The following is a 24,104-nucleotide window of genomic DNA, read 5'->3' on the forward strand; positions in this document are numbered from 1 at the left end:
CTCCTCCGGGGATCTCAGCATTAGAATGGAATTCACCGATTTGATCGCCAGTTTCTCATCCATGCCCGACTGCAGCAGCTGCTCCAAAATGTTCAGCGCGGTGCTGCTCTCCAGCCTCGCCCGCTCTCCGTTGCCCATTCCGTCGCTCAGCGCCACGGCGAAAGTGCCGTTGCCTAGCTCAACCGTACTAAAGCTGTCGCCTGACAGCAGATCTCCTCCTTTGGCGGCCCCGGCCACCCCCGTCGTAATTTCAAACGTTTTGGCCGACCCGAACATCACGGTCGCAAGCCCGTCTTTGGTGCTGCTGAACGTTTCATTCAGCACGGCCACATGCTCGTCCAATATATCGGAGAGCAGCGGCGCAATAATTTTACGGCATTCATCGTACCCCCTTGTATACGCATGCACAATTTCGATTTCTACATGTCCGGGATCCAGACTAATGATTTCGATCCCCTGGATCGACAGTCCCAGCTTCTCCAAAGCGTCCCGGATTTGCTCCTCCTGCCGGTACATCGCTTGTCCTTCCCGCTGAATTTCCTTAGCCAGGTCCTCCATCACCTGGGATACGCCCGATAATTGCTCGGCGACCAATTGACGGCTATCGTATATTTGCCGTTTCCACTGCATATCATGTTGGTAGAGATGATACTGCTGCTTCATGACATCCACAACGTCGCCGGTTTTGGCGCACATTCTCTTCCATTCCTCCGGAACGTCCTCAGCCGACATCTCCGGATTCTCCTCCACCGAAGTCATCACGTCGGTCATATATTTATAGGTTTGATAGAACTTCGCGTCCCAGCAATGGTTTTTCTTGAAGCAGTTCGCACACGCCCCTTCCGTCACAGCATTCATAAAATGGTCCATTTCTTCATTCCGCTTGCTCACCTCCTCCGTGCCGGACACCTGGCCGAAGCTCTGAGACAGCTGACGGAACACCTGCGAGAACTGGGTCACCCGCTCGGCGGTCAAATCCCTTACCCGCTTGGCATACTCATGCTGCGATTTGCTGTGATCCGTCGTCCCCGGCACATACTTGGAGATCACCGCAATCATCGCTTTCGGGGTCAGCAGAAACAGTCCGATGGCGATACAGGTTTCCCAGGTGGACTGCATGACGTCGCCCGGACCGCTGAAATAGATAGACAGAATGGAAGAGCCCAGCAGCATGCCGATGGATACGGCCCCTTTCCGCCCCTCCCGCAGCATTCCGGCGAGCATCCCGGAAAAAGCGAGCAGGCTCATCTGATAAATGGCCGATATATCCGCCAAGCTCAGAATCAACCCGGTTACGACGCCGACCGAAGCCCCGAGCGGCGCCCCGCCGACCAGCGCAAACACCAGGATCAGGTACCTGGAGAGGACATGCTCGACGGACAAATTATATACGCTCCACCCCACCGCACCTGTCATGACGGAAGCAAGCAGGATAATCAAGCATAGAATTTCTTCGTTTTTCAGCTGGTAGTTCTTTTTCCTGTACGTAAACACCGGAATCGCCTGGATAAACACGAGCGTCAGCACAAAGCTGAGTACGGCATCGACCGCGGTCATCATCAGGGCATACCATGTAAACGGCGGACCGATCAGCACCATGAATATTTTGACGCAGAAGGCGGAGACGAACACCATCAGCGGCGCGTAGGATAACTCGGCGTGGTCAAAGGCGTTCAGCCCTTTATACATCAGGTGGAAGATGATGAGCTCGGCGGCGATAATCAGCGGTGCCGGAAACGGAGCAAACAGGGAGCCCAGGATTACGGCCATCCCCACCGGCAGGATGTAATCCCGGCGCATGAAGGCGATGACTGCAAAAAGGCGACCGCAAACGGCGACAGCTCGTCCAGTATCATGGCTTTTCCGAGTAAGAAGCCCATAAAAGTCAGCAGCAGCATCCACTTCTTTGCTGCGAGGAACTGCATCGGCCGCTGCACGGCCGACATGTTCCGGATCCGTTCCGACAAGCTCATTCCGTCCACGACCGCTTCCCCCTTTGCCGATTTCATGACAGGCACGTCCATCACATTCCATTTTTCCATGATCTTGGCACCACCATTTCGTAGGATTTGTTGGTACCCATTATAGAACCGGTGAAACATGAAAGTTTGTCAGAACAGCGGACAAGCGTCCAAGAAATTTCCGACAAAAAAGCCTGCGTTCCCGAATGATCGGAAATCCGGGTCGACTGGTTGTCCCCCAACACTTCCAGCCCGTTTCCAGCCGGTTCGATCCGGGGGAATCTCCCGAATAAAATCACCGCTTCGGCTAGCGATTGCGACAGAGATAGCTGGAATGGCGTTGGATGCTGTCGGTAATTTCTTGCAGAACGACAAAATTACCGAATGCCACCCTTGATGGGAAGAAGACTGCAGAACAGCGCCTGGCTTGCAGCAAAAACAAAAAAACCGCAGAAGGCTTGGTGCCCTCTACGGTTATCTGCTTCATACGGTTATCGTATGCTCTAATCTGTTAGTAAAAATTACATGCGTTTCGCGCCACGGCCTCCGCGCTTGGATTCCGTGTTCTTCTTGATCGACGATATGCGCTCCTCGCTGTCTTTTAGGAAACGAGACATTTTATCCTCGAATGAAGTCTTGTTGGCCGCAGGCTTAAACGGACGCCCGCCACGTTCACGATTGTAACCTCCACCACCGCCAAAACGGTCTCCGCCGCCTCCACCGGTACGTTCCGGTCTTGGTCCTCTTGGACGAGCTTCGGATGCCGGCTTATCAACAGCTTGTTTGATGGAAAGCCCGATCTTGCCGTCCTTATCGACATTGATCACCTTCACTGTCACAACATCATTGATCTTCAGGTGATCGTTAACATCCTTGACGTAATTATCGGCGATTTCCGAGATGTGAACGAGACCCGTGACACCTCCTGACAGATCCACAAATGCTCCAAAATGCGTTATGCCTGTCACCTTGCCTTCTAACTTGGTGCCCACTTCGATTGCCATAGAATAAAATGATCCTCCCTTAAAAATATACAACAAGATTTAATAAAACCTTGGCTGTGGTGATTTGATTATACATAAAGCGTAAACCCAGGTCAACTGAGTAATAACCCACTTCAGCGCCTATATTAAGGGCTGGTGGATTCCGCATGAATCGGGGTTTCCCCCGGCAAATACAGACCATATTTCTTCCTTGCCAACTGTCCGATATACTCCGGATCGTTCAGCCGTTTCACGTCCCGCTCGAGCTGTGCCTTCGTCTGTGTGGTCTGTGCCTCCAGCTTCACCTTCTTCGACAGCTCGGAACTCTTGTCCGCAATTTGCGAATTCTGGTCAATAAAGGTATAACCTGCCCACCCCATAAACAGAATCATGAAAGTCAGCCATAAAAAAATCCGCCTCCGTGCGCCAGCATGATGACCGGCAGGCTGCTTGTCATTCTTTTGTGTAGTCTGCGGACGGGTTTGGGCTGGTGATGCAGCGTATTTTCCCATGAATGCCTCCTCTTTACAAATACGGAAATCGTTGCGTAACGGGCCGTTCCTAAGCCTTGTCTACTCCTTGGAGAACCATCGCTTCCACAGCTCTGCAGCTGCGGTGAGAAACTTCCTTAACCACTCGGGCATCTTCAGACGGGAGGTGATGGGGCGGAGCATCCATTGAAGCAGCTTCCAGAAAGGCGTGAGACAGCGCAGGATCACGTGGAGGAGAAACATCAGGAGGCTGCCGAGCATGACGGCAATCCACTTCAACAGTTTCAAGATCGCACGGATCGGAGCCCAGACGAGCGCCCGAAACAAACGCTTGACCACATCAATCACGTAACGTACTGTCCTTATTAACATTACCACAAAACGCTGGGTTGTAACACTCAAGATTAAAAAATATAACCATACCCCAATAAAGAGTCCCACAAATACATAAAACCGAAGCTGGCCGTAATTGCTGATATACAGCATCCGAAACACAAACAGGGCCGCAGCGCTCCAGTACAGCACGTCCAATACATGAAGGGTCCATTTCGGAAAGTGGAGCTGGCCCGACAGCACCCGGTAACTGTCATAGGCCACCCCCAACGCCGCTCCCGAGAACAGCATCCACAGCAGGGTAATCCATTGAATCTGTGGACTCATTTAAACAGCTTGCCGAGCATTCCTTTGTTTTTGCTGTGCGAACCGGGATCCAAATAAACCAGGGAATTCACATGGCCCTCGATCGAGAGCAGGCCTTCTTCCAGGTTTAAATTTTTAATATGTAAATTCTGGCCTTTGATGGTCAGGTGCCCTAGCTCGGTTTGGAGCAGAAACTCCTCGCTGTCAAAACTCTCCACATTGTTTACCCCCGTCAGGTGCAGCTGCTTGCGATTCAGCATATGCAATTCATGCTGCTTGTTTTTCGCTTGCTCGATCATGGCATGTACCCCTCCTTCTTAACAATAGCTTATGGAGCGGTTTCGGGGTTTAGAACCAGCCCTGCCGGGTGAAACGGAGGAACTTTAAGCATGATCTGAGCATCGTGCCAAGCTAAAAAGGCATCCCCCGATCGTGATCGGAAGATGCCTCTAATGTGCTGCTGTCTGTGTATATGCCTTCTGGAATGCCCGCTTACCAGTTCAAACCGTTATCTTTGGCGATCGGTTCTTCCTTGACCAAGGTGTACAGGCTGTTCGCCTCGTCCTTGCGGGTCGTTTCGGCAAGCCGCTCCACCTTCACGGTGACCAGCTTCTGGCCGAACTGGACGGTGATCTCATCGCCCACCTTGACCGTACTGCTGGGCTTGGCTTCCCTGCCGTTAATGAGGACCCTTCCCTGATCGGAGACGTCCTTCGCAACGGTACGCCGCTTAATTAACCTTGATACCTTAAGGAATTTGTCGACGCGCATCTTATTTTACGGCTTCTTTAAGCTTGTTGCCCGCTTTGAAAGCAGGAACGTTGGATTCCGGAATTTCGATGGTTTTGCCGGTTTGCGGGTTGCGGCCTGTACGACCGGAACGCTTGCGGGTTTCAAAAGTGCCGAAGCCGATCAGCTGAACTTTTTCACCGCTTGCCAGAGCTTCCTCAATTTCACCCAGGAAACCGTTCAAAACGGACTCCACGTCTTTTTTAGTCAAACCGCTTTTCGTGGAAATGTTGTTGATCAGATCTGTCTTGTTCATAAATTATAATCCTCCCAATATACAAAGAAATAAGTATTGGCGCGGTAGAGGAGCTTAGCCCCCAAAACATACCGCTTTTGGCGCGTTCTGTATGGTATTCTTGCTGTGCTGCCCGAATTCCTGCCTCAATCCGCCAATTTTTTTATAATTTCCGAGGAAATCCCTGCAAAAAGAAGCTTCTGGGCGTCGTCTAACGGAAATTTTGCGCGAAATCGGAACCATGAAACACGGAAGTCATTCATTCCTGTTCGCTAAAAGGGCTTCACTCCACAGGCATTGAAGGCACCCCCCGTCCCTCCAGGGACCGGAGATTTCATATCATACCTCATTTTTGGCCTGTTGCCAAATCGTCTCCATCTCATCCAGGCTGGTTTCCTGCAACGTTTTGCCTTCTGCGTGCAGCACATCCTCGATGTAACGGAACCGGTTGACGAACTTGCGGTTCGTTCTCGACAGCGCTTCTTCCGGATCGGCATCCAGGAACCGGGCCGCGTTTGCCGCCGCGAACAGAAGGTCACCCAGCTCGCCCACCTGCTCGTCGACGCTCTGTCCCTCCGCCACGGCCTGCCGCAGCTCTCCGAGCTCCTCCTCGATCTTGTCGAATACACCCTCGATGGAATCCCAGTCGAACCCGACCTTGGATGCCTTCTTCTGAAGCTTATAAGCCTTCATTAGCGCAGGCAGGTCTCTTGGAATCCCGTCCAGGGCGACGCCTTCTCGGGCTCGATGCCTTTACGGCCCCCTTCGACACCAAGCGCATGTCCGACAATGACCTGGTAATCGTCAGGATAGAGCTCCATGAGGCACAGCTTTACCTCAGAAGCGGTAAACTCGTCGTATACCTGCCCGATCACGGTGTGCAGCTGAGGCTGCAGCATGCTGCTGCGAATGCCCGTGGAATCGAGAAGCTGAAAGCCTTCGATCGGATCAAAACCGAGTCGGATAAAGGCTTCGTCGAGAAAGGACTCCCCGCCCAGGATTTCAAGGGAGATCCCCTTCTGCGGGCAGTGCTCCCTCAGCAGCTGGACGGTGGACTCCGCCACCATCGGATGCCCGGGCACCGCATAGACGATCACGCTGTGTTCATCGCCGGCTGAAGCCAGCTCCAGCAGCCGGTCTGCGATGGAGGCGTACACCTCCGGAAACGAATCATGCGCTTCGTAGATGTGGTCAAACGAACTGACTTCGAGCTTCAGCTCCTCCAGCATCGACATGACCGGATGCTCTTTCGTTCTGACGTAGATTTGTGATGCCTGCTGCAACGTTCTCACAATACCCATTGTCAGCCGGTCCGGGTTGCCCGAACCGAGACCGACAACCTTCAGTACTGCGCTCATATGTCATTCCTCCGCTCTATTTCCCATTCTTCCGGGAATGGGGCATAAATATACTATATCACGGTTTCTTTTTTAAAAGAAAACCAGAAGCGCAAGGGGGTCCCCGCATGGCCCGGCCCTTTACTGAAGCTAGTTCAGCGGATCCTTTAATCCGCCGCCTTCTATCATTCTCCCTCTATGACGGCCAAAAATAGAAGATTCCTCAGTGCCCTGCGGTTATTACCGCAGCAGCCGAACCCGCTTCAGTAAGGCGGTCAGAGGACGGCCGATCTTCGGCAGCATGGCAAGCTCCTCTTCGGTAAGGAGCTTGGCCAGCACGGCGCCGGCGAGGAACACGGCGCCTCCGGCCGCGGCACCGGCAACACTTGCCGCGGCGGCCACGAGGCGGGCGGGCAGCCCGAGCGCGGACAGCACCGCGTCCGCCGCGAGCGCCACAGCGCCCGCCACCACGGTCATGCCGGCCAGCATCAGCGCCGGCTTGGCCAAGGCGGCACCGGCGCGAATGCGCAGGCCGGTGCTGCGGGCCAGCAGCGCGATGTTGAGCGCTGCCGCCAGGAAGTGCGCGGCCACGCCGGCGATGGCCGCGCCGGTAATGCCCAGCTGCGGAACCAGCAGCAGGTTCAGCAGCGTCTTCGCCGCTGCCGCGGCCAGCAGATGCACGGCCGGCGCGCGCACGATGCCGACGCCCTGCAGGAGCGCGGCTGAAATGATGCTTAGCGCGCTGCCGACGGCGGTGAAGGCGATCCAGCGCATGACGCCGCTGCCCGCCGTGTCCTGGTACAGCGCGATATTCAGGGGATCAGCCAGAATGGCAATCCCCACCGATGCGGCGAGTCCCAGCAGCCAGAACCAGCGCAGGGACAGCCGGGTACGCTCGCTCACCAGCTCGCGGTCTCCTCTCGCCTTTGCGTCCGCCAAAGCGGGGATGAACAGCACTGACAGCGACGTGGCCAGCATCGTCACCAGCTGGACGATGGGGATGCCGCGGTTATAGATGCCGAACTGGATCATCGCCCCCGCCTCGCCGGCGCCTCCGGCTTTGAGCAGCCGCGGTACGGTAAAGCTGTCCACCATGCCGATTAAAGGCACGGCCAGTGAACCCAGACAGACGGGAATCGCGTACAGCAGGATCCGCTTCAGCAGGCTCCAGCTGCTCTCCCGCCCGGCTTGACGCGGCTGACCCGTCCGAACGGTAGACTCCTTGTGCGTCGACACGGCAGCGCCTTCTGCGCCGGCAGAGCCACGCTGAGCCCGCCGAAACCTGCTCCAATAGCCGAGCATAACGATGAGACCCGCGGCTCCGCCAGCGGCCGATCCCAGCAGTGCCCCTGCTGCGATGGTCTCCGGCTTCGCCCCGATCCCCGTCAGGTAAATCAGCAGCCCGATCATGACGGCGACCCGCGCACACTGCTCCGTGATCTGCGAAACGGCGGTGGGCATCATGTTTTGGTATCCCTGAAAAAAGCCGCGCATCCCGGTCATCACCGGCACGAACAGCAGCGCTAAGGACGCCGTCCGCACCGCCGGCACGACGCTGGAATTGTCGATCCAGGTCCCAATAAGCGGAGCGCAGGCGTACACGGCGGCCCCCAGGACGATGCCGAGCAGCGCCAGCAGCACAGAGGACAGCCTCATCACCCGGAGTCCTTCCCCCGTCCCCCCGACGGCTTCGTCCTCTGCGACGAATTTCGAGATCGCGGCGGGCAGGCCCGCGAGCGCGATCGTCATCATTAATGAATAGAGCGGATATACCGTGTTATAGATGCCGAACACCGCATCCCCGCCCATGTTTTGCAGCGGAATTTTCTGCAGCGTGCCGATCAGTTTCGACAGCACCATAGCCATGCTTAAAATCAAAGCCCCCTGCAGCATCTTCGATGCCGCACCTGTCTGTTTCATCCTCTTCCCTACTTTTTGCCCGGATTCAACCTCGGTCATTTGGCGTTGCTTCCGTTTTTTCGATACGAATACACCTATTATACCTGAGGAGAGCGGACACAAAAAACTCCCGCCTTCATTCCCGGGTCATCCGTGAATAAGAAGGGGGAGCTTCGGGTGCTCGAGGAAGAGCCGTACCGGGCTGCCGGATTACTGCTCCATTTGCTTGCCAAGAAAAGCAGCGGCTGTCTCGGACATTTTGACTTCCAGCTGCGACATCTTGGTCGCTTCGTCCTTGCTCAGCAGGATCACTGAACCAATTGGATCTCCGCCGGAAATGATCGGCGCGACCACAAAGGAGGACAGGTTCTCCTGATGGTCCTTGCTGATTTCGTAGCTGCCTTGGTTTGTTTCCAGCAGCGTCTTGCGGCTGTCCATGCAGTTCTCGATCAGGGATCCGATCGGTTTCTCCAAGTATTCCTTCTTGGAACCGCCTGCAACGGCGATGAAGGTATCGCGGTCGGAAATGATCGTGATGTGTCCGGTACCTTCATACAGCGATTCCGCATATTCCTTGGCGAAGTCGCCCAGCTCGCCGATCGGGGAATACTTCTTCAGAATGACTTCACCATCACGGTCTACAAAAATTTCAAGCGGATCTCCTTCACGGATACGCAATGTACGTCTGATTTCTTTTGGGATGACCACTCTGCCCAGGTCATCGATACGGCGGACTATTCCAGTAGCTTTCATTAACATGTTGCCCCGCTTTCTAGAGAAGATTTTTCAACTACTGTTCTTATGGGAAGAGGTGAGTCCCAGGAATATAAGTTGTGATATCTGCCCATAGTATTCATCCATTCCCAATTCCTTATACATGATGTTGGAACTATTAGTTGCGGTTGTTCTGCACATTTTATCCAGCTCATTGATGCAAAAAAAGCGCGGATCTGGCCCGCGCCTTCCTTCATGCACACGATTCAATGCGAAATATGGATTACTTGCCCGATCCCTCGCCGGGCTCGGTTACCTTTTCTTCAAAAGTAGTTGTACCTTTATCGGTGGTTTTGGCATCTCCGCTGCTGCTGCCTGTCGTGCCTGTACCGGTGCCGGATGTACCGGAATTAGAGCCCCCGGAAGTAGTGCCTTCCGTGCCGCTGCCGGACGTTCCCGTTCCGGTTGTTCCTGTGCCGCTCTTGGACGTATCCGCCGTTTTCGGCAGATCAATCTTCTTGATGATCTTCGTCAGATCATTCTGCATAAACTGATCGATTTTCGATGCGCCCAGATTGCTCCGGATCATTTCTTTCTGATCGTTCGTCAGCTTGTCATAAGGCGTGTCCTTGCGGGAGTCGACCTTGATAATGCTGTATCCGAGATTGGATTCGACGGGAGCACTGATTTTGTTCAGCGGAAGGGTCAGCACCTGCTCCTTGAACTCCTGCACGCTCCACTGTCCAACGGTAAAGTCTTTGTAGACGCCGCCATTGTCCTTGGAGGAGGAATCATCCGAGTACTTTTTGGCCAGCTCGGCAAAATCTCCCCCTTTGTCCAGCTGCGATTTGACGTCTTTGGCGATCTTCAGCGCATCTTCCTTGGTGCGCTCCTTGTTATTCGAATCGGTCAGCCCGATCAAAATATGATGCACCGTGGCCACCATGAAATCCTGCTTGTTGGCCTCATACTGCTTCTTGATGTCGTCTTCGGTCACTTTGGCGTTCATGTCCTCCATAACCGTCATAACCTGCACCAAATATTGCTTGAGCTCGTCCTCTTTGAGCTTCTGGTCGCCCAGCAGCTGCTTGAATTGGTCATCGCCCACCTGTTTCTTCATTTGGTCGATTTGCTGGCCGGCCTTTTTCTCGCCTTCCTTCTTGGCATCGTCCGTAGCCTTGCCGCTCAAATATTTAAAAGCAATTTTTTGCTTCACCAAATAATCCTGGAAATCGGCCATGTCCATAAATTGGGCATACTCCGGAGACATAAACGTCATGATTTTTTTCTGCGTCTCAAATTCATTCTCCGTAATCTCTCCGCCTTCGTAGGTTGCCACCGTTTTACTGGCATCCTTCTCTTTATCGGAGCCGCCTTTCTCGCAGGCTGCCAGCACGGAAAGGGTCAGTACGCACACCAAAGTCAGCAGAATTCCTCTCCATGCTTTTTTCTTATTGAACAACATCCTGAAGTTCCTCCTTCGATTTGAACAGCTCACGGATCGCTTCCAAGAATTGTTCCAGCAGATCGAGCAGCTGCTTGTCATCAAGCCCCTTGCCTTTGATGCGGATCGTCATTTGAGCATCCTGCTCAAATTGTACACGTCTCTCGAAGCGATTGCCAACTTGTGCAAGCTTCGCGGTGCTGACGGCCTTTTCCTGCCCCTCGTAAAATTTGAGGATCAGATCATCCCCACGGCGGTTGATGGAGTCGATGCCGTACATCTTGCCGTATACCTTCAGCCGGGCGACGGTCAGCAGGTTCGTAACCGCCTCAGGCAGCTCCCCAAAGCGGTCCAGCAGCTCATCCTCCAGCTCTTTCCCGTCGTCGAACGAAGAAACTGCCGCCACTTTCTTATAAATTTCAATCTTTTGAATGCTGTCATAAATGTACTCGGACGGCAAATACGCATCGATGCCGATATCGAGCGCGGTGTTCCACGTCTTCTCCGGTTCGACCTTTTCTCCGAGAACGGACACCTTCCGCTTCTGGATTTCCTCGGCAAGCATTTGCGAGTACAGGTCGAAGCCGACGGAGGCAATGAACCCGTGCTGCTCCGCACCGAGCAGGTTCCCCGCTCCGCGGATCGCCAGGTCGCGCATCGCGATTTTGAAGCCGGAGCCGAGCTCCGTAAACTCCTTGATCGACTGCAGGCGTTTCTCCGCCACCTCGGTGAGCACCTTATCCCGCTGGTACGTAAAATACGCGTACGCAATCCGGTTGGAGCGTCCGACACGGCCGCGCAGCTGATAGAGCTGGGACAGGCCCATTTTGTCAGCATCATGCACGATAAGCGTATTCACGTTCGGAATATCGACGCCTGTCTCGATAATGCTCGTGCTGACAAGGACGTCGTATTCCCCGTCCAGAAAGTCGAGAATCGTCTTCTCCAGCTCCGTCTCCGACATTTGCCCGTGGCCCACTCCAACCTTGGCCTCCGGCACCAGCGCCGAAATTTGGGCAGCCATTTCATGAATGCCTTGAACGCGGTTGTACAGATAATACACCTGACCTCCGCGGGCCAGCTCCCGTTCGATGGCCTCCCGCACCAGCGTCTGGCTGTATTCCACGACATACGTCTGCACAGGGAAGCGGTTTTCCGGCGGCGTCTCGATGACAGACAGATCCCGGACTCCCAGCATGGACATATGCAGCGTCCGCGGAATCGGTGTCGCCGTCAGGGTCAGCACGTCGACATTCGTCTTCAGACGCTTCAGCTTCTCCTTATGCGTCACACCGAACCGCTGCTCCTCATCCACAATCAGGAGGCCCAGATCCTTGAACACCAGATCCTGGGACAACAAGCGGTGCGTGCCGATCACGACGTCGACCGTCCCCTGGCGAATCCCCTTGATCGTTTCGTTCTGCTCCTTCCGCGAACGGAACCGGCTCAGCACCTGGATGTTCATCGGGTATCCCGAGAACCGCTCCCGGAACGTCTCATAATGCTGCTGCGCCAGAATCGTCGTCGGCACAAGAACGGCCACCTGCTTGCCTTCCATGGCAGCCTTGAACGCGGCGCGGATCGCCACTTCGGTCTTGCCGTAGCCTACGTCTCCGCACAGCAGCCGGTCCATCGGACGGTTCCGCTCCATATCCTTCTTGATCTCCTCGATCGCCCGCAGCTGATCGCGTGTCTCATCGTAAGGGAACATTTCCTCGAATTCCTGCTGCTCGGTCGTATCCTTCTCAAAGCCGTATCCCGGCGTCGACTGCCGCTCGGCGTACAGCTTGATCAAATCGTCGGCGATGTCCTGTACCGAAGAGCGGACTTTATTTTTAACGCGTGTCCACTCGTTGCCGCCCAGCTTGTATATCTTCGGCTCCTTTTCCTCTGAACCGACGTATTTCTGAATGAGATCGATCTGTTCGATCGGTACAGACAGCTTGTCGCCGCCGGCATACAGGATATGCATATAGTCCTTGTGGATGCCGTTGATTTCCAGCGTGCCGATACCCATATATTTACCGATACCGTGGTTTTGATGGACGACATAATCGCCGACCTTCAGCTCGGTATAGCTCTTGATGCGCTCGGCGTTATCAATGTTTTTGCCCAGCTTGCGGATCTTCCGCTGCTTCTGGGAGAACATTTCGCCCTCGGTAATCACCGCCAGATGAATGGACGGCATCTCAAAGCCCGTCTGCAAATTACCCTGCAGCATGATCGGCTCCTCGATGTTATAATCCTGCAGCACCCGCCGCATCCGGTCGAGCCGTTCGTCGCTGCTGGCAAGCATCATCACCTGAACCCCGGACTTATGCCAGCGGTCCATTTCCGCTTTCAGCACGTTCATCTGCCCATGGAAATCCTGCATCCCCCGGCTGATAAAGTTCAGAATATTCTGAGGCTGGGTATGCGGAACCTGACGCAGGAAAATCGACATGAATATCGTCTGGAACGGACGCTGGTACAGTATCTCGTCGCCGTCAACGGACAAATGCAGCTGCGGCAGCGTCTTTCCGTTCTGCAGCAGATGCAAGTTCCACTCGGATTCGTCACGCTCCAGCTGTTTGGCCGTTTCAAGAAGGCGCGCCGGCTCGTCGAGAATGAGGACGGTGTCCTTGTGTAAATAGTCGTACAGCGTCTTGTGCTCCGGATAGAGCAGAGAGATATATTTATAGATTTCCGGAAAATAGACATGCTCGCGCAGCAGCTCCATCTCCCGTTTCATTTCTTCCGTTAGACGCAGCTTCGCCTGCCGGTCGGTCATCTTGCCAAGCTGCTCTTCCAGCAGTTGAGCGGTGGCTGCAGCTGCCTGCTCCAGCCTCTGGTGATCGGCGATGATCTCCTTGCAGGGTGTAATAGTGACTTCCTTAACTTTATCGATTGACCGCTGATCGGACGGGTCAAACGTGCGAATCGAATCGATTTCGTCGTCAAACAGCTCGACGCGGTAGGCCAATAGGGAGGTCATCGGGTAAAAGTCGATAATTCCTCCGCGTACGCTCATTTCGCCCTTGCCTTCGACCCGTTCTACCCGTTCGTATCCCATTTCGATCATTTGGGCCAGGAAAGCTTGGGCGTCCAGTGTGCCGCCATCCTGAATCACAATTTGGGCTTTGGCCATCACTTCCGGGGCAGGCAGAAACCGGCGCACACCCGAAAACGGTGCCACCACAATGCCCGAAAACCCCTGCGCGCACTTCATCAGCACATCAATACGCTGCGCAAGGGTCTCTGGACTGGATACCGCGGATTCGGCTGCCACCAGCTCATTGGCCGGATACAGCAGCACACGGTCCGGTGAAAGCGCTTCCTGTAAATCCTCCGCGATTTTCTGTGCGGAAAACATGTTGTGAGTGACGACGAGCATCGGGCGTTTGATTTCTTCAAACAGTGCCGACAGCATAACCTGACGCGCGGACCCCGATAACCCGGAAACGAGCTGTTCCTTCATACCGGCCGATAACCCGGCGGTAATCGACTTCAAATCCGGATCTTTAGAGAAAGCTTCTATAAGTGCATGTAACAAAGGGGGCACCTCTCTTATGCTTACTTGTTATCTTTTGGATGGTAGATTGAATTTTACCATAAAATACCTGACTGCGGTGATTTTTCGCTGTGCTTCATTAAAATATATCTACCGGCAGCGGACATCCCCTGGTCTTAGGAGACTGGACAAAAGGAATACCCAAAAGAAGCCTCAGCAGCACTGCCAAGGCCCTTCCATTCACGGTATCTGTCCGCTTTATTCGCGGTTTCGCGCACAGCATTATTGAAGCGGGTTTGCCAACAGGCTCAGCTCCGGATTGTTCTCCAGCGCTTCTCTGCAGTAATCGCAGATCACTTTGACCGTTACGTCGCCGCTTAAATCATACGCTATTATATCTCTACGTTCTGCCGGGGTCAAGGAATGGAACCCCAGCTGGGCGTCGGTAACCAGGGACGAATCTATTTTTCCGAGCGGCGTGCGGCAGTGCCGGCAAATATAATTTATTGCCATCTATATGCCTCCTGAAAGTCGTTTATACTTCAGTATGCCCGAAAAAACGTTCGTTTAGCCCCCGATTCATGCCATCGAGATCAACCGTTAAACTTGGCCATCGTTTGTTCAAAGGTATGGTTCAGACTGAACTCCGCGGCGTCGCAGGCTTGCTCAATCATCGTCTTCAGCAGCTCGTTCTCCTTTTTCGGAAAATTCGAGAGCACATAGTCGACGATCGCATATCCCGGCTCAGGCCGGGAAATCCCCATCCGGATCCGGTCGAACACCTGCGTTCCCGTATGTTGAATGATCGATTTGATGCCGTTGTGGCCTCCGGCGCTGCCCTGATACCGCAGGCGGATTTTGCCGGTTGCCGTATCCATGTCGTCATAAACGACAATCATGTCCTCGAGCTTAGCCTTGTAATAATCCATATAGGCCCGCACCGCTTCTCCGGACAGGTTCATGTAGGTCATGGGCTTGATAAGAACGACCTTGTCGGTTCCGATAAAACCCTCGCCGATCAGCGCCTTGCATTTGCTTGGCCCAAACTTAATACCATGCCGCTCCGCCAGCCCATCCAGCATCATAAAACCGACGTTGTGGCGCGTTTTTTCATAATTGGATCCCGGATTCCCGAGTCCTACAATCCATTTCATTGCGTTATTCGATCCTCCAAACCGGCTGCTGCCGCTACGCCTGCTGTGCAAGTTAGCATTAGCACCAAATTTTGTTACAATAGAGTATAGGATGCTGCATCGATTCTTGCCTTGGCATCCATGATCACCATAAGAAGGTGGTACGGTTCATGACTGAATTCGGCCAATTGCTTACGCTGCACCGGCACTTTCAGCAGCACCAGATCCACGGCATTCCCGTTCAGGTTCTCCGGCAGGGCGTACACGTGGACATTGGAACGATTACCTCATTCACCAAGCACTTCGTTGAAATTCAAGGTACGCTCTACAACCGGAATTTGTATACGTTTGTGTCGACTCCCGGATATTAAAAGAGCATGCGCGAGAAGGGTTATATTTCCTGGAGCCAGGAAACATAACCCTCTCTTTGCATATACCTTCCCTTGCCTTATTCGATTTCGAACAGCTTGCTGATGGACAATTCCTCATGCACACGGATGATGGCTTCCCCCATCAACGGAGCTACCGACAGAACTTTGATCTTCTTGCTCGGCTCCGGATGCGTAATCGGAATCGTATCCGTCACGATGACTTCGCTGAGCGGAGAATTCTCCAGGCGTTCCATCGCCGGGCCGGAGAAGACGGGATGAGTACAGCAAGCATACACTTCCTTGACGCCGCCTTCCATTAGGGCATTGGCCCCAAGCACAATCGTGCCGGCCGTGTCGATAATGTCATCGATCAAAATGGCCGTTTTGCCTTCGATGTGACCGATGATGTTCATAACTTCACTTACGTTCGGTTCCGGACGGCGTTTATCAATGATGGCCAGCGGGGCATTCAGGAAATCAGCCAGTTTTCTGGCACGAACCACACCACCGTGGTCAGGAGACACAACAACCGGATTCTCGATTTGCTTGGATCGGAAATACTGGGCCAGAATCGGCACCCCAAGCAGATGATCAACCGGAATGTCGAAGAAGCCTTGAATCTGCATGGCATGCAGGTCCATCGTGATGACACGGTGGGCACCCGCCTTCTCAATCAGATTCGCTACCAGCTTAGCGGTAATCGGGTCACGGGAACGGGCCTTACGGTCTTGACGCGCATATCCATAATAAGGGATTACGACGTTAATGCTCTTCGCAGAAGCACGCTTCAGCGCATCGACCATGATCAGCAGCTCCATGAGATTGTCATTTACCGGACCGCATGTCGACTGCACGACATAAACGTGGCAGCCGCGAACGCTCTCCGATAATTTCACCTGAATCTCACCATCACTGAAGCTGGTCGTATGCGAATCCCCCATGGGGATGCCGATATAATCCGCAATTTGCTGTGCGAGCTTCGGATTGGAATTGCATGTAAATATTTTTAACTTCGAATCACAATAAGTCATAGAATTAAAACCCTCCGTGCTGGTTCATTGAAATTCTGGCCTGCCTCCATACCGCTTGAAACCATGTATCTCACACTTCCCGATAAGACGGGGACGCTTTACGTTTAAACCTGCTGCTTGCTTTCCTTCTTGGCTTTGGCCTTGGAGCGAATTTTCTCGGCATACCCCGGTTTATTCTCCTGGCGTTTTCTGGCGATGGCCAGGTCATTTTCGGGAACCGATTGGGTAATCGTCGAGCCCGCGACCACGTAGGCTCCTTTGCCCACTTTCACCGGAGCGACCAGATTCACATTGCTGCCGATAAAAGCATCATCTTCAATTTCAGTCATAAACTTATTATACCCATCGTAGTTGACCGTTATCGCACCGCAGCCGACATTGACGTTCTTGCCTACCGTCGCGTCGCCGACATAGCTTAGATGCGATACCTTGGAGCCGTTATCGATCGTTGCATTTTTCACTTCCACAAAATCGCCGATCTTGACGTCTTCCCCAAGCTTGGATTTCGGACGCAGATATGCGTAAGGGCCTACCGATGTTCTAGAACCCACTTCTGCCTGATCCAGCACCGAATGCTTGATCGTCACGCCGTCGCCGATGACGGAATCGCTGATATCGCTCTGCGGACCGATCACGCAATCCTCACCGATAATCGTTTTTCCCTTCAGTACAGTGCCGGGATAGATCACGGAGTCGGCTCCAATGGTCACGTCGGCACCGATATACGTTGAAGCGGGATCAATGATCGTGACACCGTTCAGCATATGACGGATATTAATGCGTTCCCGCATTAATCCTTCAGCCTCTGAAAGTGCACGGCGGTCATTAACGCCGATCGACTCAGCGTAGTCGTCGGTCACATAGCCGAGAACGGTTTCTCCCTCGCCTACAAGAATTCCGATCACGTCCGTTAAATAATATTCCTGCTGGACGTTGTTGTTCGTTACCTTTTCCAAAGCGGCAAACAATTTCGCATTATCAAAAACATAAGTGCCTGTATTGATTTCACGAACCGCATCCTCTTCCGGCGTGCAGTCCTTCTGTTCAACGATACGTAGTACGCTTCCGTCCTCGCTGCGGATCACGCGCCCGTAACCCTGCGGCTGGTCCATATAGGCAACCAGTACGGTGGCGGCAGCGTTGTTGCTTTCATGCAGCTGCGTCAGTCCCTGCAGTGTCTCGGCCGTGACCAGCGGAGTATCGCCGCAGATGACAATGGTTGAGCCTTCTTCCGAGCCCAGTAAAGCTTTGGCCTGCTTCACCGCATGGCCTGTACCAAGCTGCTGCTCTTGCAGCACGTATTCAGCGGCCTCACCCAGATAAGATTGGACAGCCTCTGCCCCGTGGCCAACGATGACAATGCTCCGTTCGCAGTTCACCTGTTTGACGGTATCCACCACGTGCCCAACCATCGGTTTGCCACAGACGGGATGAAGCACTTTGTATAGTTTGGATTTCATTCGTTTTCCCTGCCCTGCGGCAAGAACAATCGCCATTCTTTTCAAGGATCTTGACCTCCTACTCTAGAACTCGCTCAATACTGAATATATCGTATTATAAGCAAAAAGAAAAGAGAGCCATAGTCCTGGCCCTCCTTTCCTTGAACCCCAATTGTAAACTTAAGCGCCTTCCTCGATCACTTCTTCTTCACTGGCAGCGCGTTCATATTCCGCCAGGACGGCCGTTTGAATCTTCTCCCGGGTGCCGGAAGAGATTGGGTGGGCAATGTCGCGGAATTCTCCATCCGGAGTGCGTTTGCTCGGCATAGCAACGAACATTCCATTGTTTCCATCGATGACCCGAATGTCATGAACAACAAATTCGTTATCAATGGTAATGGATGCGATTGCTTTCATTCTCCCCTCGGAGTTAACGCGGCGGAGTCTGACATCCGTAATTTGCATGTGTGTGTTCACCACCTTTTTCCATCAGAGACTTGGTGTATAATTCCACACAGCATGCGCGAAATCCTCTTTTTTAAGTTAACAAAATGTCCTAAAATCAGGAATTTTTTTATAAGAATGTGAGTGTCGACAGACTTCGGAACTATTCGCCGATAAAATATTTTTATCGACAAAATCCGCAGGCCTCTTCAACGTTAAGACGGGTCAAAATAATTCCCCGGGCTCACAAATATTTCTTTCGTCTTTGGATCGACCGCCGTCAGTGTCGCCAGGGACACATAATCGTGCAGGAGCCGCTCCTCTGATTCCACCGCTCCCGACTCGACCAATACGCCTACGCCTGCGACTTCGGCATCAAATTCGGCCAGCAGATCTACCATGCCCTGGATGGTGCCGCCTGCCTTCATAAAATCGTCCACGATCAGGACGCGCGACTTTTCCTTCAGCGCCCGCCGCGAAAGTGACATCGTGTGGATGCTCTTATGCGATCCCGACACGTAATTGATGCTCACGGCAGATCCTTCCGTCACCTGGTGGTCCCGGCGCACGAGAACAACCGGCAGGTTCAGCTGGGCCCCGGTGGCATAAGCCAGCGGAATCCCTTTGGTCTCCACGGTCATGACCACGTCGATGTCCTTGCCGGAGAATGCGGTGGCAAAAATCTTTCCCGCCTCGTTCATAAGAGAAGGCTGTCCCAGCAAATCGGACATGTACAAATACCCGCCGGGCAGAATCCGGTCCTTCTGCTGAAGCTGGGAACAAAGATCGTTCGCAAACACCAGCGCCTGCTCCTTCGGCATTTTCGGAATATATTTCACGCCTCCGGCGGCCCCGGCCAGCGTCAGCAGGTCCCCGATGCCTTCCTCCTCAAACACTTCCTTGATAATAACCAAATCTTCGCTGATCGAGGACTTGGCGGCTCCGTATCTATCGGCAAATGTGGTGAGCGGGATCAATGTATGCGGTCTGGACAAAAGATACTGCGTCATCTCCACCAAACGCGCGCTTCGCTTTAATTTTTTCACGAAATACTCCTCGCTATCGCTGTATTCATCGGAATCTAAAGCAAAATCACCCAGAAAATCCGAATATTATAGTAAGAATATATCATTTTTGTACGGATTTGTACAACATGATTGGCGAAGTTAGGTCAATAGGCGCACCGCATACACTTCTTTGCAAAAGCCCCGCAGCCCGTTATAGATCCGTGCCACCTTCGATTCCTTGTACACCAGGCCGAATACGGTCGGCCCGCTGCCTGACATCAAAGCCCCGTCCGCGCCGAGACGCAGCATCCCTTCCTTCAGCTGCTGCACTTCGGGATGCAGCCTCAGCGTCACATCCTCCAGCACGTTCCCCAGGCGGCTGCATACGCCATGAAAGTCTCCCGCTTCGATCGCACGAATCATTCCTTGGGCCGACGGATGCTCCTTGACCTGCGCCGCTCTGAACTTGCCGTAGACCTCCGCGGTCGATACGTTAATCGGCGGTTTGGCCAAAATCACCCAGCACTGCAGCGGATTCGCCACAGGCGTCAGCTTTTCACCCCGCCCTGTCGCCAGTGCGGTACCTCCAGTCACGCAGAACGGAACGTCCGATCCGAGCTCCGCACCAAGCTTCTGCAGCTCCTCTACCGGAATGTTCAAATTCCACAGCCGGTTCAGACCACGCAGGGTGGCGGCGGCGTCGCTGCTTCCTCCGGCCAGACCTGCTGCTACGGGGATCTTCTTATCCAGATGGATATGCACCCCGCTCTTGACGTCATACCGGTCCTTAATCAGCCTTGCGGCCTGAAACGCCAAGTTCTTCTCATCCAGCGGTATGTATCCCGCCTGGCTTGAAATAATAATCGTATCCCGGGGCAAAGCCGACATCTCCAGCCGGTCCGCCAGGTCAACCATCGTCATAACCATTTCGACCTCATGGTACCCGTCTGGCCGTTTATGTAATACATCCAGCATCAAATTGATTTTGGCCGGTGCTTTTTCGTAAATTTTCAAGGCGTTCACCCACCCTCAAGATTCCCTCTATCTGGATTGACACAAGCCGCTTCGAATCCTTGGGCTCAATCCGAAATCTGGAATGAACCTCAAGCATTTTTTTCTCTTGGGTTCAATCCAGAGATCTGCAACTTCAAATCATTATATCAAACTGAACCAGTCAAGTCATTTTCCGTTTACAGACAAAGGGCGGAGCGGACACAGCCTTTAATTCAAAAACGGNGAACCTCCCGCTTGGGAGCCTCCGCCGGCATTGCTGGTGTGAATTAGGATTTACGTGCGGCGGCCTGTTCGGCGAGCTGGATCGCTCTTTTTACCATGTTGCCCGCATCCTTGGCCTTAATACCTCCCCAGCCTTCCTGCTGGACAGTTTCGTAAAATCCCAAATCCTTAGCCAGCTCATTCTTCAGCTCATCCGACATGACACTGCGGCGTCTGCGGCTCATGAACATCCTCCTTTGGTTCCATCGGAATTAGGCTGCTGCCATAAGTATTATCCCGCTCCCGGCCGCTCCTCATTCCATATCCCCCTGCCAACTAAAAACAGCCCTCCATCAGGAGGGCTGCTTTGTCATTAAAGTTACGCTTTCTCCAACTCGATCCGGGTGCCGGTAGTATCATCGCAGATAATAACCTCCACGGATTCCGTAAGAATATCGGCATAGCTGTATGAAACACGTTTAAAGGTTTGATGCTCTTGATCCAATTTCACAATAAAAACAGATGGGTACGTTTCTTCCAAAACACCAGTACGCTCGACGGTCTTGCGACGACCCCCGTTAGCCCGAAGCGAGATCTTCTGACCCACATGAGCTTCGAGATTGCGTTTGATTTCCAACAGCGTATTTTTAGCCATTGTCGACGACCACCTCTTTCCTTGTCCATTATAACTCGAAAAGAGATTTTTGTCAAATCAAAACAATAATTATATCAGCATCAATTTTATGTTGTCAACGAATTTTTTTGCGAATCCCCAGATCATTTCTGCTTACACCCGGATAACAACAAAAAACCGCAATCCGCCGGCAGATTACGGTTCCTGCATTTCGTTATGCTGTCAGGTCAAGAGCTTTGCATGGCATTTCCGGACATGTTAAATGGCCGACGGCGTCACTTTAAGCTTGGTTAAGTCGTTCAGCCGGGGCAGGCCGATCCGGTAGCTCCCGCGGGTTTCAATGCCCCCGACGCCCTGCGTGCCGCTGATCGTATTGTGAAGCACATCCGTCATATTGATCGTATCTCTAACCGATGTAAACGACGCCTTGGCTGCAACATATACCGGATCCAAGGCATGAATCAAGATGCGCCCCGGGGAGCTGGCAAAGTTGGCTCCGGCCTGCAGCAGCGCCTCAAAGTGCGACTGGCATGCACCGGCGATAATCGTCATCTGATCGTAATGACGTTCAAACTGGCGCGCCACCTGAATCGCCCTGACGAAGTTCTGCGAGTTTTTATAGCTGTTCAAGCTGTACAAATCATGATTCTGGCGATGCTTCAGTACGCCGTCATGGCCCGTGATCACCACAATATCAGGCCGGACCCGAGGCAGCAACCGGTACAGGGCGTCCGCCATCCCGGCCTCATTCACATAATGGCCCTCGGCCGGAACCCGAAGCTGCTCATACAGACTCAGGCTCTTTTTTAAATAATTCGGATCTCCATCCAGATGAAGCACCTTCCCGGGGACTTCGAAATAAGCCGGCTCAGCTGTTCCCCATTCCCCGCTTCCGCTCAAGGTGGCCTGATTCCGCTGGGTCTGCTCCTGACGGTGACGTTTCAGTAAACTGAGCGACTCGTTTGCTCTAATATTTGCTTTCTCGGTTTTTTCGCTTACCGGCGCATAAGGGACCCTTACCAGATCATCGAGCGGGGAATCCGCCAGAAGTCTGAACTCCGTTCCCTTAATCACCGCTTCGTCCCTGCGCAAATCCTCGACGCGGAACGCGATATCGCCGCCGTAGGATCTGCGCACGACCAGGTCTCCAATATTCATGAACATCACCCCTACCCCATGGTATGGGCGAATCCCCCTATTGGTTCATCTTTTGTTTAATTTAAGCCGATGCCTTCCTTCCGAAGCAGGTTGCTAAGCACGGCATATTCCTCAATGCTGAGCGTCTCGCCGCGGCGGGACGGGTCAATTCCCGCTGCCTGCAGCAGCTGATCCAGACGCTCCCGTCCCTCTTTGGGGAAGAAGCGGCTCTTCAGATTGTTCGATATCGTCTTCCGCCGCTGAGCAAACGATGCTTGTACCACCTCGAAGAAATGCCGCTCATCGTCAACCGCAACCGGCGACTGTTCCCGCACGGCCAGACGGATCACTGCCGATTCAACATTCGGCTGTGGAATGAATACCGTCTTCGGCACGATGCACACCAGCTCCGGCACGCTGTAATACTGCACGGCAATGCTCAGGCTGCCGTAATCCTTCGTGCCCGGCCGGGCGGCCATCCGGTCCGCCACCTCCTTCTGGATCATCACGACGATGTTCTCCAGCGGGAGCCGCTCCTCCAGCAGCTTCATCAAGATCGGCGTCGTCACATAGTACGGAAGGTTGGCCACGACGCTGACTTTGGATACACCGGCAAAATTGCTCTTAAACAGCGCAGCGAGGTCCGTCTTCAGTACATCCCCATGATGAACCTTTACGCCGGGGTATGGGGCGAGAACCTCCTCGAGGATCGGAATCAGCCTCTGGTCGATCTCAACCGCCGTGACGGCCCCTGCCTGCTGGGCCAGCTTTTCGGTCAGGGCGCCGATACCGGGACCGATCTCCAGGGCACCCTTGGTGGAATCAAGTCCGGCCGCATCCACGATTTTATTTAAAATATTTTGGTCGATCAAAAAATTTTGCCCCAGGCTCTTCTTGAATGAAAAGCCGTGGCGCTGGATGATTTCTTTGGTTCGCCTTGGTGTGGCGATGTCGTCCATGCCGTTCACGTTGTCCGGCCTCCTTCATCTTCGATACGGGCAAGCGCATCCGCGAATTCTTCGCGGGATATTTGAAATATAGCGAGTCGCTTATAAAATTGCTTGCCATTGCAGTAGCCGATACCGAGGAGGTTGCCCATCGCCATCCGCCGGGCGGCGGCATCCGGGTGCACCAGCAGCCCCGCCTCCATCAGGTCCTCCATGTCGATCTGGCTTTCCGCGCCCTCATAAGAGGTGTGAACCCGCTTCAGAGCTCTGCGGATCGCCGCAGGCGAGGCGTTCTCCACACCGATATCCCCCTTGCGGGTCGCATCGGCCTCCGGGATAAACGCATGCTTGCAGCCGGGCACCTTGGCCGAAATGATTTTGCGGATTCTTTCGCCGGCGTGGTCCGGGTCCGTCAGCACAATGACCCCCCGCCGCTCCTGAGCCAGCGCGATCCGCTGGAGTATACGCGCATTGATGGCGGAGCCGCCTGTCTCGATCGTATCGGCATCCACCGCCCGCTTCACGGCCACGGTATCATCCCGGCCTTCCACCACAATGACTTCTTTAATCATGATTTCCTGTCTTCCTTTCGAGTACATTATACCCGTCAATGCCGCCGGACAGCCAAGTATCCCTGCAAGTGGGCATAACCGTGATGCCTGTTCAGGTACTTTGCGGGTCCCGGTATAGACAAACTGCTGTAAATTAACAACAAAAAGAAGAGGAAAGCTCCTCTTCTTTAGCATGACATTTTCATGATCATA

At 53.6% G+C, this 24,104-nt stretch carries 25 protein-coding genes and 1 pseudogene; 1 reads left to right on the forward strand and 25 read right to left on the reverse strand.

Features of this window, described 5'->3' with window-relative positions; all coding sequences use genetic code 11:
- The 15 genes and pseudogenes from spoIIE to pth all read right to left on the reverse strand — a co-directional run.
- Positions 1-1,973, reverse strand: a pseudogene (spoIIE, locus tag CPT76_RS07245) (stage II sporulation protein E); the annotation flags it as partial.
- Positions 1,974-2,482: 509 nt separating this feature from the next.
- A complete protein-coding gene (locus CPT76_RS07250; protein WP_105442428.1) occupies positions 2,483-2,965 on the reverse strand; it encodes a S1 domain-containing RNA-binding protein in 483 nt (160 codons plus the stop codon).
- A 125-nt stretch (positions 2,966-3,090) separates the two neighbouring features.
- Positions 3,091-3,456, reverse strand: a complete 366-nt coding sequence (locus CPT76_RS07255; protein ID WP_105442429.1) for an FtsB family cell division protein — start codon at positions 3,454-3,456, stop codon at positions 3,091-3,093.
- Positions 3,457-3,516: 60 nt separating this feature from the next.
- Positions 3,517-4,095 (reverse strand): spore cortex biosynthesis protein YabQ, encoded by a 579-nt coding sequence (yabQ, locus tag CPT76_RS07260; protein ID WP_105442430.1) that lies wholly within the window; start codon positions 4,093-4,095, stop codon positions 3,517-3,519.
- On the reverse strand, positions 4,092-4,373 hold the full coding sequence (gene yabP / locus CPT76_RS07265) for a sporulation protein YabP (RefSeq protein ID WP_089549461.1): 282 nt from the start codon (positions 4,371-4,373) through the stop codon (positions 4,092-4,094). Before yabP ends, yabQ begins: the two co-directional genes overlap by 4 nt.
- A 193-nt stretch (positions 4,374-4,566) precedes the next feature.
- Positions 4,567-4,845 (reverse strand): RNA-binding S4 domain-containing protein, encoded by a 279-nt coding sequence (locus CPT76_RS07270; protein ID WP_076176670.1) that lies wholly within the window; start codon positions 4,843-4,845, stop codon positions 4,567-4,569.
- A 1-nt stretch (position 4,846) separates the two neighbouring features.
- Positions 4,847-5,119 carry an HU family DNA-binding protein gene (locus CPT76_RS07275; protein ID WP_076176669.1) on the reverse strand — a complete coding sequence of 91 codons (273 nt, stop codon included), beginning with the start codon at positions 5,117-5,119 and terminating at the stop codon, positions 4,847-4,849.
- 318 nt (positions 5,120-5,437) lie between these two features.
- Complete coding sequence (locus CPT76_RS41915; RefSeq protein ID WP_374954622.1) at positions 5,438-5,791, reverse strand: MazG nucleotide pyrophosphohydrolase domain-containing protein; 354 nt, start codon at positions 5,789-5,791, stop codon at positions 5,438-5,440.
- Positions 5,791-6,456, reverse strand: a complete 666-nt coding sequence (locus tag CPT76_RS07280) for an SAM-dependent methyltransferase (RefSeq protein ID WP_374954623.1) — start codon at positions 6,454-6,456, stop codon at positions 5,791-5,793. The genes CPT76_RS41915 and CPT76_RS07280 overlap by 1 nt, the downstream gene beginning before the upstream one ends.
- Positions 6,457-6,675: 219 nt before the next feature.
- Positions 6,676-8,355 carry a putative polysaccharide biosynthesis protein gene (locus CPT76_RS07285; RefSeq protein WP_105442450.1) on the reverse strand — a complete coding sequence of 560 codons (1,680 nt, stop codon included), beginning with the start codon at positions 8,353-8,355 and terminating at the stop codon, positions 6,676-6,678.
- Between the two features lie 189 nt (positions 8,356-8,544).
- Complete coding sequence (gene spoVT / locus CPT76_RS07290; protein WP_105442451.1) at positions 8,545-9,087, reverse strand: stage V sporulation protein T; 543 nt, start codon at positions 9,085-9,087, stop codon at positions 8,545-8,547.
- 244 nt (positions 9,088-9,331) lie between these two features.
- Entirely contained in the window at positions 9,332-10,513 is a 1,182-nt protein-coding gene (locus CPT76_RS07295; protein WP_105442431.1) for a peptidylprolyl isomerase, read from the reverse strand.
- The gene (gene mfd / locus CPT76_RS07300; protein ID WP_105442432.1) at positions 10,500-14,024 is read right to left on the reverse strand and encodes a transcription-repair coupling factor; all 3,525 of its coding nucleotides are present in this window, start codon (positions 14,022-14,024) and stop codon (positions 10,500-10,502) included. The genes CPT76_RS07295 and mfd overlap by 14 nt, the downstream gene beginning before the upstream one ends.
- Positions 14,025-14,264: 240 nt before the next feature.
- Positions 14,265-14,495 carry an anti-sigma-F factor Fin gene (gene fin / locus CPT76_RS07305; protein WP_076176664.1) on the reverse strand — a complete coding sequence of 77 codons (231 nt, stop codon included), beginning with the start codon at positions 14,493-14,495 and terminating at the stop codon, positions 14,265-14,267.
- Between the two features lie 80 nt (positions 14,496-14,575).
- Positions 14,576-15,136 carry an aminoacyl-tRNA hydrolase gene (gene pth / locus CPT76_RS07310; protein WP_105442433.1) on the reverse strand — a complete coding sequence of 187 codons (561 nt, stop codon included), beginning with the start codon at positions 15,134-15,136 and terminating at the stop codon, positions 14,576-14,578.
- 149 nt (positions 15,137-15,285) lie between these two features.
- Here pth and CPT76_RS07315 point away from each other — a divergent pair, with 149 nt between their 5' ends.
- A complete protein-coding gene (locus CPT76_RS07315) occupies positions 15,286-15,486 on the forward strand; it encodes a hypothetical protein (protein ID WP_076176662.1) in 201 nt (66 codons plus the stop codon).
- A gap of 77 nt (positions 15,487-15,563) precedes the next feature.
- Here the strand turns inward: CPT76_RS07315 and CPT76_RS07320 are convergent, their stop codons facing one another.
- From CPT76_RS07320 to rnmV, 10 genes are all read right to left on the reverse strand, one after another.
- On the reverse strand, positions 15,564-16,517 hold the full coding sequence (locus CPT76_RS07320) for a ribose-phosphate diphosphokinase (RefSeq protein ID WP_105442434.1): 954 nt from the start codon (positions 16,515-16,517) through the stop codon (positions 15,564-15,566).
- A gap of 104 nt (positions 16,518-16,621) precedes the next feature.
- Positions 16,622-18,013, reverse strand: coding sequence for a bifunctional UDP-N-acetylglucosamine diphosphorylase/glucosamine-1-phosphate N-acetyltransferase GlmU (gene glmU / locus CPT76_RS07325; RefSeq protein ID WP_181152725.1), 1,392 nt, complete (start codon positions 18,011-18,013; stop codon positions 16,622-16,624).
- A gap of 123 nt (positions 18,014-18,136) precedes the next feature.
- Complete coding sequence (spoVG, locus tag CPT76_RS07330) at positions 18,137-18,421, reverse strand: septation regulator SpoVG (RefSeq protein WP_076176659.1); 285 nt, start codon at positions 18,419-18,421, stop codon at positions 18,137-18,139.
- A gap of 194 nt (positions 18,422-18,615) precedes the next feature.
- Positions 18,616-19,446: a pur operon repressor gene (purR, locus tag CPT76_RS07335; RefSeq protein ID WP_076176658.1), complete on the reverse strand. Its 831-nt coding sequence runs from the start codon at positions 19,444-19,446 to the stop codon at positions 18,616-18,618.
- 120 nt (positions 19,447-19,566) lie between these two features.
- On the reverse strand, positions 19,567-20,421 hold the full coding sequence (gene ispE / locus CPT76_RS07340) for a 4-(cytidine 5'-diphospho)-2-C-methyl-D-erythritol kinase (protein ID WP_105442436.1): 855 nt from the start codon (positions 20,419-20,421) through the stop codon (positions 19,567-19,569).
- 266 nt (positions 20,422-20,687) lie between these two features.
- Positions 20,688-20,867, reverse strand: a complete 180-nt coding sequence (locus tag CPT76_RS07345; RefSeq protein ID WP_076176656.1) for a small, acid-soluble spore protein, alpha/beta type — start codon at positions 20,865-20,867, stop codon at positions 20,688-20,690.
- 134 nt (positions 20,868-21,001) lie between these two features.
- The gene (gene veg, locus CPT76_RS07350; protein WP_105442437.1) at positions 21,002-21,277 is read right to left on the reverse strand and encodes a biofilm formation stimulator Veg; all 276 of its coding nucleotides are present in this window, start codon (positions 21,275-21,277) and stop codon (positions 21,002-21,004) included.
- Between the two features lie 237 nt (positions 21,278-21,514).
- The gene (gene yabG / locus CPT76_RS07355; protein WP_076176699.1) at positions 21,515-22,414 is read right to left on the reverse strand and encodes a sporulation peptidase YabG; all 900 of its coding nucleotides are present in this window, start codon (positions 22,412-22,414) and stop codon (positions 21,515-21,517) included.
- A gap of 56 nt (positions 22,415-22,470) precedes the next feature.
- Positions 22,471-23,361: a 16S rRNA (adenine(1518)-N(6)/adenine(1519)-N(6))-dimethyltransferase RsmA gene (rsmA, locus tag CPT76_RS07360; protein WP_105442438.1), complete on the reverse strand. Its 891-nt coding sequence runs from the start codon at positions 23,359-23,361 to the stop codon at positions 22,471-22,473.
- A complete protein-coding gene (gene rnmV / locus CPT76_RS07365; RefSeq protein WP_105442439.1) occupies positions 23,358-23,912 on the reverse strand; it encodes a ribonuclease M5 in 555 nt (184 codons plus the stop codon). Before rnmV ends, rsmA begins: the two co-directional genes overlap by 4 nt.
- Positions 23,913-24,104 lie beyond the last annotated feature (192 nt).

The organism is Paenibacillus sp. AR247, assembly GCF_002968895.1.
GTDB classification, from domain to species: domain Bacteria; phylum Bacillota; class Bacilli; order Paenibacillales; family Paenibacillaceae; genus Paenibacillus_AQ; species Paenibacillus_AQ favisporus.